Origin of the sequence: Methylobacterium pseudosasicola, assembly GCF_900114535.1 — a bacterium.
GTDB lineage: Bacteria > Pseudomonadota > Alphaproteobacteria > Rhizobiales > Beijerinckiaceae > Methylobacterium > Methylobacterium pseudosasicola.
In genome coordinates, this window is sequence record NZ_FOTK01000031.1 from 54,327 (window position 1) to 71,270 (window position 16,944).

Here is a 16,944-nt window from a genome sequence, read left to right on the forward strand (position 1 = left end):
TCGGATGTTCACACGTCAGGTTGGCCAGGCTGCAAACGCACGCGCTTTCTCTGCGAGTTACGCTGTTCCCACAGCACTGGATGTGGCGCGGATCCCCTCTCCCGTGCGGGAGAGGGACAGGGGTGAAGGCACAGGTCTTTCCGGAGAAGGCGTATTCCTCACCCCAACCCTCTCCCGCACGGGAGAGGGGGCCTGTCGCGCTCCGACACAAGCCTCAATGCCGAACCTTTGAAGCCGGCAACACCCGGAAACCAGATCGATTCCAAGGGCGATTGCATTCTGCAGGTTGTAGTTCTACTTTCCTACGACTAGGCTGAGCGTCATAGAACCGCGTCCGAAACCGCTGATTCGGACGGGCGCGTGACGGTTTTCAGTATTCCGCGCTTCTCCGGCGGGTTCGGTCCGCATCCTCCGGGGAGACTGCCTCCGTGCCCCCGAGGCAGCCGGGTGCCGGCTGGCGAGACGGGGGCGCCGGCCCGACGAGGTTGAGCCGCCGAGCCCGACATGCTGTCTCACGAGCAGATCTGGAACGCCATCGACCGTCTGGCGGAGCGCCACGGCTATTCCGCCTCCGGGCTCGCCCGGCGTGCCGGCCTCGACGCCACGAGCTTCAACCGCTCCAAACGGATCGGCGCCGACGGGCGCAAGCGCTGGCCCTCCACGGAATCCGTCTCGAAAGTCCTGGCCGCCACCGGCGCTAGCCTCGACGAGTTCCTGCGCCTGATCGAGGCTCGCGAGATCCCGGCCCGCACCATGGTGCCGCTGATCGGCCTGACCCAGGCCGGGGCCGGGCGCCTGTTCACCGACGAGGGCATGCCCACCGGCGGCGCCGGCTGGGAGGAGATCGAGTTCCCCGATCTCGGCGAGGAGCGCGCCTTCGCGCTGGAGATCCAGGGCGATTCCATGCAGCCGCTGTTCCGCGACGGCGACGTGCTCATCGTCTCGCCCACCGCCAGCGTGCGCAAGGGCGACCGCGTCGTAGTGCGCCTCCACGGCGGCGAGGTCCTCGCCAAGGAGTTGAAGCGGCGCACCGCCCGGACCGTGGAGCTGGTCTCGCTCAATCCGGAGCACGAGGACCGGGTCCTCAACATCGGCGAGGTCGCCTGGATGGCCCGGGTGATGTGGGTCCGGCAGTAGGTCGCCGTCTGAGAACTCACCCGCCACACTTGGCCCGGCCGCGGTTCGTCGCTATCGCGGGCGTCGTCGCGGGTTTCCCGCACCCGCTCAGCTCGGACGCAGCATGACGCAGCCCGGGACGGATCACGGCGCGGAGGGTGGGGAGCCGCTCAAGGGCCAGGCCCGCGCGCTCCTCGACGCGCTGCCGACGCCGACGTTTCTCGTCGATGCCCGCGGTCGGATCCGCTACGCCAACCCGGCCTTCGAACGCCTCACCGGGCATCCGGCCCGGGCTCTGATTGAGCGCGGCCTCGACCTGATCCTGGCGGCCCGCGGGTCGGCGCCTGAGTTTTCAGCGGCTGCGCCGCAAGAATTCCTGGCTGTGCGGTCCGATGGGAGCAGCTTCTGGGCGAGCCTCACCGTGGGGCGGCTGCCGGATGGCGACGAAAAGCTCTGCCAGATCCTCGACGTGACCGCGCGGCGCGAGGCCGAGGGCGCCCTGGCGCTGTCGCGGCAGCGCGAGGCCCTGGGGCTGCTGACCAACAGCGTCGCTCACGAGTTCAACAACTTCCTGCAGATCCTGATCGGCTACATCGACGGCCTGAAGCGCCGGCTGGGCGACCGGCCCGAGCCGTTCATCCAGCGGGCGCTCGTCCGCTCGGCCGACGCCACCGAGCGGGCCGCGATCCTGACCCGGCAACTCCTGGCCTATTCCCGCCGGATCGCCCCGGACGTGCGGCCGGTGGACCTCGACGCCATTGTGGCCGACCTGGCCCAGCGCCTCGCCTCGGACCTGCCGTCCGGGATCCGCCTCGCGGTCAACACCACCCCCGGCCTGCCGCGGGCGATCAGCAACCCGACGCAGATCGAGTTCGCACTGCGGCATCTGGTCGCCAATGCCTGCGAGGCCATGCCGAGCGGCGGCACCCTGACGCTCTCGACCTTCCGGGTCGATCCGAACGACCGGGCCATGCACCAGCCTGGGCCGGGCACGGTCGGGATCCGGGTGAGCGATACCGGGACGGGCCTTTCGCCCGAGATGCTGGCCCGGGCGCTGGCGCCGTTCCAGACCAGCCACGAGGCGGGACGGGGCGCGGGCCTCGCCATCGTCCACGGCTTGATGAAGCGCCAGAACGGCACGATCACCCTGGACAGCCGGGCCGGGGAGGGGACCGAGGTGCGCCTGGCCTTCCCGGCTGCGCCGGACCGGACGCTGCACTGAGGCCACGATCCGCGACAAACGTCATCGCGGCGTCGAGAGACGCGGACTAAAACCCGCGCTGATCCGTCACCATATAATCGTCGGCGGCTTCCGCCACTTGGTTCTCGTCCTCAGAGGCGCGTACATGCTCACCCAATTCTCGCGCCGTCGGCGCACGGCCGCCTTCCTGGCGCTGGCCGCTGCCCTGACCGTCGCGGCCCCCGTCGCAGAAGCCCGTCCGGGCGGCGGCGGATCCTTCGGTTCGCGCGGCTCGCGGACCTACACGGCCCCCTCGGCCACGCCGACGGCGCCAGGCGGCGGCATGACCATGCAGCGGTCGCAGACCGCGCCGTCCCCCGGCATGTCCAATCCCGGCATGCAGGCGCCGGCCGCGCCGGGGCGTCGCTTCGGCGGCGGCTTCTTCGCAGGCCTGCTCGGCGCCGGCCTGCTCGGCGCCCTGCTGGGCGGCGGCTTCTTCGGCGGTCTCGGCGGCCTCGCCTCGATGATCGGCCTGCTGTTCCAGGTCGGCCTCGTGGTGCTCGTCGTCATGCTCGCGGTGCGGTTCTTCCGCCGCCGCCGCAGCGAGCCGGCCGGCGCCGGCGCGCCCTACGCTCGCTCGACCCTCGACGGCGGCCCGAACCCGGGCGGTCCGATGGGCGGCCCGGCCCCGGCGGCCGGCGGCTCCTTCGGCGGCGCGCGCCCGGTGCAGACCCGCAAGGTCGAGATCGGCCCGGCCGATTACCAGGCGTTCGAGCGCCTGCTCGGCGACATCCAGGATGCCTATTCCCGCGAGGATCGCGTGACCCTGGGTAACCTGTCGACGCCCGAGATGGCCGGCTACTTCGACGAGGAGCTGCGCAACAACGCCGCGCAGGGCGTGATCAACAAGATCACGGACGTGAAGCTGCTGCAGGGCGACCTCGCGGAAGCCTGGGGCGAGGACCGTACCGACTACGCCACCGTGGCGATGCGCTACGCCCTCAAGGACGTCATGGTCGACCGCGCCAGCGGCCGGGTCGTGAAGACCGAGCCGGCCCCGGAGGCGACGGAGCTCTGGACCTTCCAGCGCCAGCCCGGCCGCGGCTGGGTGCTCTCGGCGATCCAGCAGACCCGTTGATTTTGGGACTTGGCGTCCCGGCCGCTGAGGCCGGGGCGCCGTTTTCGAGCCGGCGCCGTTTCCGCGGTGCCGGCTTTTTTTATGCGTGAAAGCCGCCGATTTTGGGGACGCAGCGTTTCCCACCATCGTCGATCGGTCCACGATGTGGTCGGCGCTCGAACGCAAAAACCGTCATTCCGGGGCCGCGAAGCGGAGCCCGGAATCCAGAACCGCAAGCTGAGCAAGACCTTGCACGGTCGGCGGCTCTGGATTCCGGGCTCGCCTGCGGCGCCCCGGAATGACGGGGTGGCGGCCCAAGCCGCAGCGCGCTCGATGAACGCCTGACCGATAGACGGAGTTACCGTCCGCGCTGCGCATCCCACAGGTTCGCCAGGGTGACGAACCCCGCCACCGGCACCTCCTCGGCCCGGGCCGTCTCCAGGATCTCGGCGGCCGCGAGCAGCGCCCCCGGCTCGGGCGTCAGCGCCTTGAGGCTCTGGCGCAGCATCTTGCGGCGCTGGCCGAACGCCGCCCGGGTGACGGCTTCGAGGGCGCCGGCCCGGCAGGGCAGGGGCCGCGCCCGAGGCACCAGCCGCACCACGCTGGACGTGACCTTGGGCGGCGGCACGAAAGCCGAGGGGCTCACGTCGAACAGGATGTCGGCTTCGGTGCGCCAGCCGCACAGCACGCCGAGCCGGCCGTAATCGGCCCGGGTCTCCGGCCCCGCGACGATGCGCTCGGCGACCTCGCGCTGGAACATCAGCACCGCCTGATCCCACCACGGCGGCCAGGCCTCGCCGTCGAGCCAGCCGGTGAGCAGCGCTGTGCCGACATTGTAGGGCAGATTCGCAACGATCCGGGCCGGCCCGTCGCCGATCAGCGGTCGCGGATCGAAGGCCAGCGCGTCGGCATCGACCACCTCCAGCCGGCCGGGATAATGCGCGGCGATCTCGGCCAGAGCCGGTAGGGCGCGGGGATCGCGCTCGATCGCCACGACCCGGGCCGCACCCTCGGCGAGCAGCGCCCGGGTCAGGCCGCCGGGTCCGGGGCCGACCTCCACCACGGTGACGCCTTCGAGGGGCCCCGCCGACCGGGCGATCCGCCCCGTCAGGTTGAGATCGTACAAAAAGTTCTGGCCGAGGGCTTTCTTGGGTTCCAGCCCGTGCCGGGCGACGACCTCGCGCAGGGGCGGCAGCCCGTCTCCATTGCTCACAGCTCGTCCTCGGCGTCGAAATGCTTGGCGCCCGACGCGCGCGGCCGTCCGGCATAGATGCTGAACGGGATGATCTCGGCGCCCCCCGGCCCCGGGGCGGTGCGGGCGGCTTCGGTGGCGGCGAGGCGCTCGGCCAGCCGCAGGGCGGCGATCAGGCTGTCGGGCCGGGCAACACCGGTCCCGGCGATGTCGAAGGCGGTGCCGTGATCGGGCGAGGTCCGCACGAAGGGTAGCCCGAGGGTGACGTTGACGCCGTCGTCGAACGCGATGGTCTTGATCGGGATCAGCGCCTGATCGTGGGTCGGCGCCAGGGCGACGTCGTAGGTCGCCCGGGCCCGGGCGTGGAACAGGGTGTCGGCGGGAAGCGGCCCGCGGATGTCGAGGCCGGCGGCGCGCAGCCGCGCCACCGCGGGGGCGAGCACGTCGCGGTCCTCGTGGCCGATCGTCCCGGCCTCGCCGGCATGGGGGTTGAGCCCCGCGAGCACAAGGCGCGGCTCCGGCAGGCCGAACCGGTCGCGCAGGTCTCGGGCGACGATCCGGGCGGTCTCCTCCACCAGCTCCTGGGTGAGCAGGTCCGGCACGTCCTTCAGCGGCACGTGGATCGTCACCGGCACGACGGCGAGATCCGCGCTCCAGATCATCATCACCGGGCGCGGCGGCGTGCGGCCGGGCGGTACCGAGAGGGCGGCCAGGAACTCGGTATGGCCGGGATGGGCAAAGCCCGCCCGGGTCAGCACGAACTTGGCGATCGGGTTGGTCACCACCGCGCTGGCGCGCTTGGCCGCGACGAAGGCCACTGCGGCGGTGATCGACTCGATCACCGCCCCGGCATTGGCGGAATCCGGCGCCCCGGGCTCGGCGGAGACTTTGGCGCCGCTCGGCAGCGGCACCACGGGCAGCGCGCGGGGAAAGACCTCGGCGGCGGTCTCGGGATCGACTTCGGCCACGGGCACCAGCCGGTTCAGGCGGTTGGCCAGGCGCTCGATGAAATCCGGATCGGCCACCAGGAAGAACGGCGGCAGCGGATCCGCGCCGCCGCGCCCGAGCCAGGCGCTGAGCGCCAGCTCCGGGCCGATCCCGGCCGGGTCTCCAAGGGTGAGGGCGAGAGGCGGCATTGCGGGTCTATAGCGCCGGCGGGGCCGGGGCGCATCCTTTTGGCAGGGGTGATGGCGCCTCACGCTTGGCCGGCGAGTTTTGCAATCGAGGCGCGTCTCCCTCCCCCCTCTGCGGGGGAGGGTGAGCCGGCCGTCAGGCCGGGTCGGGAGAGGGGAGCGGCGGTGCAGGATCGGGCTTCGCCCGTCATGCCGGTCGCGCGCTTTCCTGAACCCGGGTACCCCTCTCCCGACCCCTGCTGACGCAGGGGCCACCCTCCCCCGCAGAGGGGGGAGGGAAGGCGTGCGTTAAGTCGGGGCTGGGTCCCCCAAAAAACTACCGCACCGTCGCGATGCCGTCCGCGGTGGTGGCGGTGCCGACGTTCTGGCGGAGATCCGCCTCGCCCAGGGTCTTCAGCTCGAGGCGGAGCAGCACAGTCTGGTTGCGCTCGCGCACGCCCGTCGCGGTGGCGATCGGCGAGTTGATGTAGTTGAGCGAGATGGTCGTGCACTCGTCCTGGTAGCCGCCGCCGAAGCTCGCGCCCGAGAGGTAGAACCGGCCCGGGTTCTCGTAGGTCGGGACCGTGCCGATCGGGTTGGACAGGTAGGACGACAGGGCGTCCGTGTAGGTGTTACGCACGTCGAGATAGTGCGTGAGGTCCACCAGCAACGAGCCCGAGATGAACCAGTTCGGCGTGATGTTGTAGGTGGCGGTGGCGGTCACGCCCTCGCGATAGTGGCTGTAGCCGAGCAGCGGCTGCGCCTCGTAATACGAGTAGAAGGCCGAGACCGTGAGCGGCAGGAACGGCGCGAACCGCGCCGTGGCGCCGGTCTCCAGCCGGGCGACGTGGAAATCCGCCTGGTTGAACCGCGCCCGGGTGATGAAGGTGATGTTCTGGTTCGGCGAGACCTGGAACCGCCCGACGAAATCGGAGCGTTGCGTTTCCAGCCCGGAATCCAGCCCGACATTGGCGATGTCGCCCCGGCGGAACGAGTTCACGCCGGCGAGCTGGATGGACTCGCCGAACATCACGTTCGTGTACCAGCCGGACGGCGTGACCACGGAATACTGGCCGCCGAGATTGGTGCGGACGCCGCCCTCGACCCGGTCGTAGCCGGAGAACTTGTCCCACTCGAACAGCGAGGTGTCGTCGAACACCAGGCTCTGGGCGTCCTCGTTCGGCAGGCGGCCGATCCGGGTCTCGGACGGGCGCGCGATGATCTGGGCGATCGGCTCCAGGGTGTGGACGCCGAGCGCGCCGAAATTGGCGACGAACGGATAGCGGTAATCGAGCCCGATCGCCGGCATCACCCGGCCGGCGAAGCCGTCGTCGATCTTGGCGACCTGGGGGGCGAGGTCGTTCTGGTAGCCGGAGAAACTCGGATTGGTGAAGAACGCGTCGGTGCGCAGATACGCGAACGGCGTGAACTTCTGGCCCCACTCGTCGATGAAGCTCCGGCGCCAGGACAGCTCGGCGGAGGCCCGGGTGTTGGTGCCGGCGAGCCCGTCGATCGCGCATAGGCCGCGCTGGAAGTAGGTGCAGGTCTGGTAGAGCGGGAAGCTGACGCCGTTCACGCTCGGCGCGAACAGGTAGCTCGACGTGCGGGGCAGGCCCTGGAACTGGGTGGTCTCGCGGGTCAGGCTGGTGATGTTGGCCTGGAACCGGACCTCGCCGCCGATCTCGGCCGGCCCGTTGACGCGCTTGTCGTAGTCGATCACCGGCGCGACCACCGGCTGCTGCTTCTGCCAGTCGAAGCTCGACAGGCCCTTGAAGTAGTAGCCGCGCGCCTCGAACCACGAGCGGTCGCCCTGGCCGACCAGGTAGGCGGTCGAGGTCGCCTCGCGGAAATAATCCGTCGTGATGTTCTGGTTGCGGATCCGGTAATTGTCGAGGAACCACTTGTCGGTGACGCCGACGAGGTCCCAGCCGGTCCGCCACCGGTCGTTGATGTAGAACCGCCCCTGCGATTCCACCGAGCCGCGGAAGTCGCGCTCGCCGGCGCCGAGCGGGCTCGGCAGGAAGGCTGAGGGCGTCGTCTGCGAGATGCCCGACAAGCGGATGTTGTAGAAGCCGTTGTCGATCCGCTGGCGGAACTCGGCCTGGCCGAGCACGCCCTGGCGGCTGAGCAGCGTCGGGGTGATGGTCAGGTCGTAGTTCGGCGCGAGGTTGATGAAGTACGGCAGCGACACGCCCCGGCCCAAGGCCGTGGTCGAGATGAAGCGCGGCGTCAGGAAGCCGGTCTTGCGCCGCACGGTCGGGTCGGCGGCCTCGAAATAGGGCAGGTACGCCACCGGGATCCCAGCGATCTCCAGGGTGGAATCGTCGAAGTAGATCGTGTGGGTCTCGTTGTCGTGGATGATCTTCTTGGCGCGGATCTGCCAGAGCGGCGGCGTCTCCGGGTTGTCCTTGCACGGCTCGCAGGCGGTGTAGCTGCCGGCCTCGAAGCTGGTCTGCTCGCCGTTCAGGCGCTCGGCCCGGGGCGCGGAGAAGCGCGTCCGCACCGTCTCGGTGCGCCGCTCCACCGTCTGCTGGCCGCGGAAGGCGTCGATGAATCCGGTCTTGAAGTCGTCGCTCAGCTCCATGCGCTCGCCAGTCACGACGCCGCCATCGGCCTCGGTGAGGCGGACATTGCCCTCGGCGAAGACCCGGCCGGTGCCGCGGTCGTAGCGCACGCTGTCGGCCTGGAGGGTCCGCGGGCCGTAATGCAGCTCGGCATTGCCCCGGGCGGTGACCGTGTTGTGGTCGTTGTCGTAGATCAGCTCGCCGGCCTCGACGAGCAGCTTGTCGCCGGGCTTGCCGAGCTTGGGCGCGGCCATACCCTGGGCATGCGCCGAGACGCCCCCGGCCAGCGGCGCGGCGAGCGCCAGCGCAGCCAGGAGGGCCGTCTTCCGCAGGATGTGGGCGACCTTACGCAACGCGCGACCCAACCCCTGTGACGTAATCCGCCACGAACCTCACACACCCGTCTCCCGTCCCGCGATGGCTTGCGGGCGTCAGCCGTCTTCCTGGTACAGAAGCGTAAGCGTACCGAGAAGACTGCCTACCACGGCCGGGAACCAGGCCGCCACCGGTGCGGCGACGAGTCCGGACGCGCCGAGCCCCTCCATGACCTGCCGGACCACGTAGAGGGCGAAGCCCGCCGCCACACCGCCGAGGACGAGTTTACCGACCCCACCAAAGCGGAAGAACCGTAAGGAAACGGTTGCAGCGACGATCACCATAGCCAGGAACAGGACCGGTCGAGCCCACAGGACATCGTACTGAAGACGGTATCGGGTGGCGTCGAGACCGGCCCGTTCGGTCCGCGCGATGGTTGTGGGAAGTTGCCAGAAAGGCACAGATTCCGGAGGGGTGAAGCGCTGCCGGACCTGCCCGAGGTCGAGGTTCGACGCGATCAGGTAGGTGTCGAACGACTCAGGCGGGGCGTCGGGGGCGAGGACGCGGGCGTCCGACAGCTCCCAGTAGCCGTCATGGAGCGTCGCCCGGGCCGCGACGATCTGCTCGGCGAACTTGCCGGCCTCGTCGAAGGTGAAGACCGAGACGCCGGCGAGCGTTGTCGTGCCCTCGATGGCGGTCTCGGCCCGGATGATCGCCTCGCCGTCGAGGCCGCGCTGGCGGATCCAGAGATCCTTGCCGGAGCCGGCCTTGGTCGACTTGGCAAAGATCTTGGCCTCGATCTCGGTGGAGCGCTGCTTCAGCAGGGCCGAGACCGGGTTGTAGATCCCGACCGCCACCGCCCCGAGCGCCAGGGCCACGAAGAAGCCGGGCTGCAGGAACTGCCAGGCCGAGATCCCGGCCGCCCGGGCGACCACCAGCTCCAACTTGCGCGAGAGCTGGAGCAGGGCGGCCATCGAGCCGAACAGGACCGCGAAGGGCAATACGCCCTCGGCCACCGCGGGGGTGCGATAGAGCGACAGCTGCGCCATCAGCCCGGTGGAGGCGCCCTCGGCCTCGCCGGCGCGGCGCAGCAGCTCGACGAAGTCGAGGGTGTAGACCAGGGCGAACACGGTGACGAACACGCCGAGCACCGTGCGGGCGAACCGGGCGGCGAAGTAGCGCCCGAGGGTCGGACCGATCAGCATCGGAGGCTCAGCGTGCCGGGACGAGGCGCGGGGCGCGGACGAGGCCCCGCAGGGCGCCCGCCAGCGCGGCGTTGAAGGCCCGCACCCGCGGCCCGAAGAAGATCAGCAAGCACGAGAGCGCGATCGCCAGGATCGGCGCGCCGTAGATCGCCGCCACCGCCCCGGCGCTGCGGGTGGCCGCGCTCACCGCGGCGAAGCCCGCGATCCGCAACCCGACCACGGCCAGGATCGCCCCGGCGATGGCGAGCCCCCGGCCCTGGCGGGTGGTGCGCGGGTCGCCGAGCGCCGCGAAGGCGATGAAGACCAGAGCCAACGGGTAGAGGCAGGCCGAGAGCCGGTCGTGCAGCTCCGCCCGGAACCGGCCCTTCTGCAGCTTGTAGTAGCCCTCGGTCTGGTCGGGGAACAGGAGCTGGGCGGTCGAGCGCTCGCGGGGCTTGTAGATCGTGTCGGAATCCGGCGGCGCGAAGGCCGCGAGGTCGATCGTGTAACGCTCGAAGGTCAGGATCGAGGAGTCGCGGGACTCCTTCTGCTGCTGGTGGACGCTGCCGTTCTCCAAGATCAGGTAGCTCTGCCCGTCGATGTCGACGGCGTTGCCGCGGTCGGCGAGGTAGACCTTGGTCTTGCCGGCCTCGCGCCGGTCCTGGATGAACAGGCCCTTGAGCACGCCGCCCGGTCCGCGCTCGCGAAAATGGAAGGTGATGCCGTTGTCGAGCTGGGTGAACTGCCCCTCCTTGACGACATTGGCGATGAAGTCGCCCCGGACCCGGGTGATCACGTCGCGCAATTCCTGGAAGCTCGCGGGCATCACCACCAGCACCAGGAAGCCCACGAGGAAGCTCACGAACAGCGCCAGCGTCAAGAACGGCCGCAGCAGCGCCCGCGGCGGCATGCCGGCCGCCGACATCACGATCAATTCGGAATCGCCGTTGAGCTTGTTCAGCGCGTAAACGGCGCCGATGAACAGGGCCACGGGCGCGATCACCACCACCAACGTCGGCAGCGACAGCCCGGTGACGAACAGAAAGACCAGGAGCGTCTGCCCCTTGGCGGTCACCAGATCGAGCTCGCGCAGGGTCTGCGTCAGCCAGATCGTGCCGGTGAGGCCGATCAGGCAGGCGAGGCTGGCGCCCAGGGCGATCCGAAAGATGTAGCGCTCGATCTGCCTCATTGGCCCGGCAGTCCCGCCCGTTCCCTCGCCCCCAGGGGCGGCAGGGACCCGACAAAAGGGGCGATTCCAGGGCTGTCGCGCCGCGTTGCGTTTGCCGCCTCAGCGGCTACACAAGGCAGTTCACGCCCTGCGGCACAGCCGGGGGACGGGAACGGCTGCGGAACGGTGGGCAGGACGACGGGTATGGCGGACGGTATCGAGATCGGTTTCGGCCCCCTGGAGCAGAGCGGCCAGGGCCCGGGGGGATCGGGCGATCTCGTGGTGTTCGTCGGCGACGACCTCGCCCTCGGATCGGCGGCGCGCACGGCGCTGGGCAGCACGGGCGCCGACTTGGTGGCGAAGGCCGCAGCATCCGAAAAATTCAAGGGCCGCTCGCTCAGCGCCCTGAGCCTGCCGGCGCCGGCGGGCGTCAACGCCGACCGGCTGGTGGTGGTCGGGCTGGGTTCCGAGAAGGACCGGGCCAAGATCGACTGGCCGGTGCTCGGCGGCTTCACCGCCAGCAAGGTCTCGGGCCGCTCGGCCCGGGTGGTACTCGACTGGCCGGGAGCCACGGTCGGCGCCGCGCAGGCCGGGGAGTTCGCCCTCGGCGCGCGCCTGCGCACCTACACGTTCGACCGCTACAAGACGAAGAAGAAGCCTGACGCCGAGGAGAAGGGCGGCACCGCGCTCACCCTGCTGCTCGCCGAGCACGGCACGGCCTCCCGCGAGGGCGAAGCCGCCCGGACCCTGTCCGAGGGCGTGATCCTGGCCCGCGACCTCGTGAACGAGCCGCCGAACGTGCTCTTCCCGGAAGAGTTCGCCCGGCGCGCCGCGGAGCTGTCGAAGCTCGGCGTCGAGATCGAGGTGCTGGAGCCGGCCAAGATGCGCGAGCTCGGCATGGGCGCGCTGCTCGCCGTGGCGCAGGGCTCGGTCCGCGAGCCGCGGGTCGTGATCATGCGCTGGAACGGCGGCCCGGCCGGCGAGGCGCCCATCGCCTTCATCGGCAAGGGCGTGGTGTTCGATTCCGGCGGCGTCTCGATCAAGCCCGGCGGCGGCATGGAGGATATGAAGGGCGACATGGGCGGCGCTGCCGCGGTGGTCGGCGCGCTCCATGCGCTCGCCAGCCGCAAGGCCCGCTGCAACGTCGTCGGCGCCATCGGCATCGTCGAGAACATGCCGGACGGCGGCTCCTACCGCCCCTCCGACATCATCACCTCGATGTCGGGCCAGACCATCGAGGTGATCAACACCGACGCGGAAGGCCGCCTCGTCCTCGCCGACGTGATCACCCACGTGGTCCGCAGCGCCAAGCCGAAGGCGATGGTCGATCTCGCGACCCTGACCGGGGCGATCATCGTGGCGCTGGGCCAGGACATCGCCGGCATGTTCTCCAACGACGACGCGCTCGCCGCCAATATCAACGCCGCCGGCGAGGCCACCGGCGAGAAGGTCTGGCGGATGCCGCTGATCCCCGCCTACGACAAGGCGATCGACTCCAAGTTCGCCGACATGAAGAACACCGGCGGCCGCCACGGCGGCGCCGCCACCGCGGCCTCGTTCATCAAGCGCTACGTCGAGGAGGTGCCGTGGGCGCATCTCGACATCGCGGGCGTGGCGATGTCGTCGAACGCCAGCGAGATCAACCGCTCCTGGGGCGCCGGCTGGGGCGTGCGCCTGCTCGACCGGCTGGTGCGGGACCATTACGAGGCGCGGTGAGGCGGATCACCTGTTCAAGCCGCGCGGCATCGGCGATGTCGTCGCGTGTTATAGAGACGGCAGCAAGACAGACCCCTTTTGTCATTCCGGGGCGCCGCAGGCGAACCCGGAACCCATAACCGCCGACGGCGCAAGGTTTTGATCTGTCGGCGGATATGGATCCCGGGCTCCGCTGCGCGGCCCCGGGATGACAAGGAGGGGGCTCAAGCGCCAGCGTGCTCCTGGAGCTGGCAACGGAAAAACCTTTTGATAAAGGCGCGCCCTATACCGTCCGTTGCGCGTGATCAGACCCGTGCATCTGTGGTCGATCTAAAAAAGATCCGCGCCGCGATCCCGATCCTGGCCATGCTCGCGGCTTTGGCGCTGTTGACCGTCACCGGCCTCAGCCAGCGCTCGGGCGTGCCGGAGGCGTTCGAGCCCTGGATCTACGGCTACTTCATCGCCCGCTATCCGCTCTTCGCCTTCGCGCTGGTCTACGGGCTGGCGCATCTCGCGACGGTGGCGGCGGGTCCAGGGCCGGCCTCCGCACTCCGAAGGCTCCTGTTCGCGTCGGCCGGCGCGGCTTCCCTGATCCTGATCGGGCTCTACCCGACCTTCGGCGGCCTCATCCTGCGCGGCGGCTTCGCCACCGGCGGGATGGCGTTCCTGACCCATCAGCCCCTGTGGCTGGCCTACGGGCTCGGCGCCGGGGTCGCGGCGGCGCTCTTCGGCGGCATCCTCGGCCTGTTCGCGATCGCGGCCAACCGGCCCCTGCGCCCGAGTCTCCGGCGAATCGGCGCCGGCTTGCTGGCCTTCCTGGCCCTCTGGTTCGGCGCCTGCGTGATCGGGCTCTCCGGCGAGCTCGGGATCGGCGCCTGGCCGCGCCGGGCGTTCCGCCCCCCTGAGGCGGGCCTCGCCGCGCTGCTGCTCGTCATCGCCGCTCTGCCGCACGCCCTGCTCACGACATTGAGCCGGCTTCGTCGAGGCGCCTGAGGCCGCCGCCTTGCTAGTGGCCGCCCGTTCGCCCACAGTCGGGCGGTTCTGCGTAGGGACGGGACGCGGCCGTCGAGAGCCGTGCCCGCGGGAGACGACGCGATGCGCGAGGCCAGCTTGATCGAGCAGGGCAGGGCGGCACGCCGGCATGGGTCCCAGCCGGATCCCGCCTTCACGAACCTGTCGCCGCGGCCGTGGCTTGCGTCCTATCCGCCCGGCGTCCCGGCCGAGATCGATGTTGAGGCGCTCGGCACCCTCGTCGACCTCTTCGAGACCAGCGTCACCGCCTTCGCCGACCGCCCGGCGATCCTGTGCTTCGGCTCGACCCTAACCTATGCGAGCCTGGGCAAGCAGGCGCGCGCGCTCGCCGCCTGGCTGCGCGCGCAGGGCCTCGCCAAGGGCGACCGCGTCGCGATCATGCTGCCGAACGTGCCGGCCTACGCGGTGGCTCTGTTCGGCGTTCTCTCGGCCGGCGGGACGGTGGTCAACGTCAACCCGCTCTACACGCCCCGGGAATTTGCGCAGCAGATCAACGATTCCGGCGCCCGGTTCCTGATCGTGCTGGAAAATTTCGGTCCGACCGTCGCAGGGGCGCTGGCCGATGTCGCGCTGGAGCGCGTCCTCCTGGTCGGCCCGGGCGACGGGCTCGGGCTCAAAGGCCACGTGATCAACCTCGCCAGCCGCCACGTCCGCAAGGCCGTGCCGCCGTTCCGGCTGCCGGAGGGGCTGGCGCTGCCGTTCACGACAGCCCTGCGCCGAGGCAGCGGCATGCCGCACGCCGCCGTGCCGGTCGATCCGGAGGATCTGGCCTTCCTGCAATATACCGGCGGGACCACGGGGGTCGCCAAGGCGGCGATGCTCACCCACCGCAACGTCATGGCCAATGTCGAGCAGTCGCAGCTGTTCTTCAATTCGAAGGATCCGAGCATCCTCCGCTGCGCCGTCACGGCGCTGCCGCTCTACCACATCTTCGCGCTGACGGCCTGCTTCTTCCAATTCATGCGCAACGGCGGGTCCTGCCTGCTGATCCCCAATCCGCGCGACTGCGACGGCATGGTGAAGACCTTGAGCCGTCACCGCTTCACGCATCTGATGGGCGTGAACACGCTATTCAACGTGCTGATCAACCACCCAAAAATCCACACGGTGGACTTCTCCCATCTCGACTTCGTGGTCGGCGGCGGGACGGCGGTGCAGCGGCCGGTGGCCGAGCGCTGGAAGGCGCTCACCGGCAACACGATCCTCGAAGGCTACGGTCTGTCGGAAACCTCGCCGGTGGTGAGCGCCAACCCGCCCGGGATCAGGGAATTCTCCGGGACGATCGGCTACCCGTTCCCGTCCACCGAGGTCTCGATCCGCGACGCGGCCGGCAAGCCGGTGCCGGCGGGCCAGCCCGGCGAGATCTGCGTGCGCGGCCCTCAGGTGATGCGCGGCTACTGGAACAAGCCGGAAGAGACGGCGCGGGCGATGACGCCGGACGGGTTCTTCCGCACCGGCGACGTCGCCGTGATGGAGCCCGACGGCCAGATCAAGATCGTCGACCGGATGAAGGACATGATCCTCGTCTCCGGGTTCAACGTCTATCCGAACGAGGTCGAGGAGGTGCTGGCCGCCCATCCGGGGGTGCTCGAATGCGCCGTGGTCGGCGCGCCGAGCGAGGAGACCGGCGAGATGGTCGTGGCCCACGTGGTTATGAAGGATCCGGACGTCTCGACCGACGCCCTGCGGGCTCATGCCCGCACCCAGCTCACAGGCTACAAGGTACCCCGCCGGGTGGTGCTGCACGATGCCCTGCCCAAGACCAATGTCGGCAAAGTGCTGCGCCGGGTCCTGCGCGACGAGACCCCGCCGGGCTGAGCGGACCCGCGACGGATCGTCGTCGCCTGCACGCGTAACCACTCGGCCCCGATCGCCGAAGGGTGAGGCTGCGGCGCTTGCGCCCCTGTCGGCTCCGGCCGATCTGTGGGCTGTTCGCGCGAGACAGGCGAGGAGACGGCGATGTTGATCCGGAGCAGGCGCGGGTGGGAGATCCCGGAGAGCCAGGCCACCCCCGAGGCCGTCTTCCTGAACCGGAGGGCGTTGATCGGCGCCGCCGCCGGGCTCGTCGCCGGCTCTGCGCTCGGCGGGCGGAGCGCCTTCGCGGCGACCGATGCGCCGCTCTATCCGGCGCCGCGCAACCCCGCCTACACCCTCGACCGGCCGCTGACGCCGGAGCGCTTCAGCGGCGACTACAACAACTTCTACGAGTTCGGCACGTCCAAGACGGTGCTGCCGGCCGCGAACGCGCTGAAGACGCAGCCCTGGACCCTGAAGATCGACGGCCTCGTGGAGAAGCCGTTCGAGATCGGCGTCGATGACCTGATCCGGAAGATCGGCCTGGAGGAGCGGCTCTACCGTCACCGCTGCGTCGAGGCGTGGTCCATGTCGGTGCCGTGGACCGGCTTCCCCCTGTCGAAGCTGGTGGCGCTCGCCAAGCCGACCTCGGGCGCGAAGTACATCCGCTTCGAGACCTTCATGGACAAGGCGATGGCACCCGGCCAGCGCGCCTTCTACTACCCCTGGCCGTATATCGAGGGGCTGACGCTCGCCGAGGCCGGCAACGACCTCGCCTTCATGGTCACCGGAATCTACGGCAAGCCGCTGCCCAACCAGTTCGGCGCGCCGATCCGCGTCGCGGTGCCGTGGAAATACGGGTTCAAGTCAGCCAAATCGCTGGTGAAGGTGTCGTTCACCGCCGAGCGGCCGAAGACGTTCTGGGAGGGACTTCAGGCTTCCGAGTACGGCTTCTGGGCCAACGTGAACCCGGCCGTCTCGCATCCGCGCTGGAGCCAGGCTTCGGAGCGCGTGCTGGGCACCGACGAGCGCGTGCCGACGCTGATCTACAACGGCTACGGCGAGCAGGTCGCAGGGCTCTACAAGGGCCTAGAGGGCGAGCGGCTGTTCGTGTGAGAAGAGGGGATCCCAAAGGGCCCAGGCCCAGCCCTTTTAAGGTGTTTGTTGTGTGCCCAAGTCGTTGGGATGAGAGGATCATCAGACGGATTGGGGTGTGTCTGGTCGGCCGTTCTGGAGCGCTTCGAGCAACAGGCGCCGGCGGGTGTGATGGCGCGGACGCTTCTGGAGCAGGCGTTTCCGGCGGCGTGGCTCGATGCGGTGTTCGCAGCCCATCGCCAGCGCCAATACGAGCGCGCGTTGCTGTTCTCGACGATCGTCGAGCTGATGATGCTGGTGGCGGTCGGCTTGCGGCCCTCGTTGCACGCGGCGGCCCGGCAGGCGGAGCCTCTGCCGGTGTCGCTGCCGGCGCTGTACGA

At 69.9% G+C, this 16,944-nt stretch carries 12 protein-coding genes and 1 pseudogene; 8 read left to right on the forward strand and 5 right to left on the reverse strand.

Annotated features, from left to right (window positions below):
- The first annotated feature begins 504 nt into the window (after positions 1–504).
- The 3 genes from BM228_RS24330 to BM228_RS24340 all read left to right on the forward strand — a co-directional run bounded on the left by BM228_RS24330 (position 505) and on the right by BM228_RS24340 (position 3,434).
- Positions 505–1,137, forward strand: coding sequence for a S24 family peptidase (locus BM228_RS24330; RefSeq protein WP_007567824.1), 633 nt, complete (start codon positions 505–507; stop codon positions 1,135–1,137).
- A gap of 103 nt (positions 1,138–1,240) precedes the next feature.
- Entirely contained in the window at positions 1,241–2,338 is a 1,098-nt protein-coding gene (locus BM228_RS24335) for a two-component system sensor histidine kinase NtrB (protein ID WP_092044642.1), read from the forward strand.
- Positions 2,339–2,462: 124 nt separating this feature from the next.
- Positions 2,463–3,434 carry a TIM44-like domain-containing protein gene (locus BM228_RS24340; RefSeq protein WP_092044644.1) on the forward strand — a complete coding sequence of 324 codons (972 nt, stop codon included), beginning with the start codon at positions 2,463–2,465 and terminating at the stop codon, positions 3,432–3,434.
- A gap of 337 nt (positions 3,435–3,771) precedes the next feature.
- Here BM228_RS24340 and rsmA read toward each other — a convergent pair whose 3' ends face one another.
- The 5 genes from rsmA to lptF form a co-directional block, all read right to left on the reverse strand.
- Entirely contained in the window at positions 3,772–4,626 is an 855-nt protein-coding gene (gene rsmA / locus BM228_RS24345; RefSeq protein WP_092044646.1) for a 16S rRNA (adenine(1518)-N(6)/adenine(1519)-N(6))-dimethyltransferase RsmA, read from the reverse strand.
- The gene (pdxA, locus tag BM228_RS24350; protein WP_092044647.1) at positions 4,623–5,741 is read right to left on the reverse strand and encodes a 4-hydroxythreonine-4-phosphate dehydrogenase PdxA; all 1,119 of its coding nucleotides are present in this window, start codon (positions 5,739–5,741) and stop codon (positions 4,623–4,625) included. The genes rsmA and pdxA overlap by 4 nt, the downstream gene beginning before the upstream one ends.
- A gap of 313 nt (positions 5,742–6,054) precedes the next feature.
- Positions 6,055–8,634 carry an LPS-assembly protein LptD gene (locus BM228_RS24355; protein WP_092044649.1) on the reverse strand — a complete coding sequence of 860 codons (2,580 nt, stop codon included), beginning with the start codon at positions 8,632–8,634 and terminating at the stop codon, positions 6,055–6,057.
- Positions 8,635–8,712: 78 nt separating this feature from the next.
- Positions 8,713–9,801 (reverse strand): LPS export ABC transporter permease LptG, encoded by a 1,089-nt coding sequence (gene lptG / locus BM228_RS24360; protein WP_092044650.1) that lies wholly within the window; start codon positions 9,799–9,801, stop codon positions 8,713–8,715.
- A gap of 7 nt (positions 9,802–9,808) precedes the next feature.
- On the reverse strand, positions 9,809–10,969 hold the full coding sequence (lptF, locus tag BM228_RS24365; RefSeq protein ID WP_092044652.1) for an LPS export ABC transporter permease LptF: 1,161 nt from the start codon (positions 10,967–10,969) through the stop codon (positions 9,809–9,811).
- 183 nt (positions 10,970–11,152) lie between these two features.
- Here lptF and BM228_RS24370 point away from each other — a divergent pair, with 183 nt between their 5' ends.
- The 5 genes and pseudogenes from BM228_RS24370 to BM228_RS24390 form a co-directional block, all read left to right on the forward strand.
- Complete coding sequence (locus BM228_RS24370; protein ID WP_092044653.1) at positions 11,153–12,664, forward strand: leucyl aminopeptidase; 1,512 nt, start codon at positions 11,153–11,155, stop codon at positions 12,662–12,664.
- 300 nt (positions 12,665–12,964) lie between these two features.
- Entirely contained in the window at positions 12,965–13,636 is a 672-nt protein-coding gene (locus tag BM228_RS24375) for a hypothetical protein (protein WP_244537291.1), read from the forward strand.
- A gap of 102 nt (positions 13,637–13,738) precedes the next feature.
- The gene (locus BM228_RS24380) at positions 13,739–15,493 is read left to right on the forward strand and encodes an AMP-binding protein (RefSeq protein WP_244537292.1); all 1,755 of its coding nucleotides are present in this window, start codon (positions 13,739–13,741) and stop codon (positions 15,491–15,493) included.
- Between the two features lie 141 nt (positions 15,494–15,634).
- Positions 15,635–16,585 (forward strand): protein-methionine-sulfoxide reductase catalytic subunit MsrP, encoded by a 951-nt coding sequence (msrP, locus tag BM228_RS24385; protein ID WP_092044655.1) that lies wholly within the window; start codon positions 15,635–15,637, stop codon positions 16,583–16,585.
- Positions 16,586–16,735: 150 nt separating this feature from the next.
- A pseudogene (locus tag BM228_RS24390) lies at positions 16,736–16,944 on the forward strand (hypothetical protein); the annotation flags it as partial.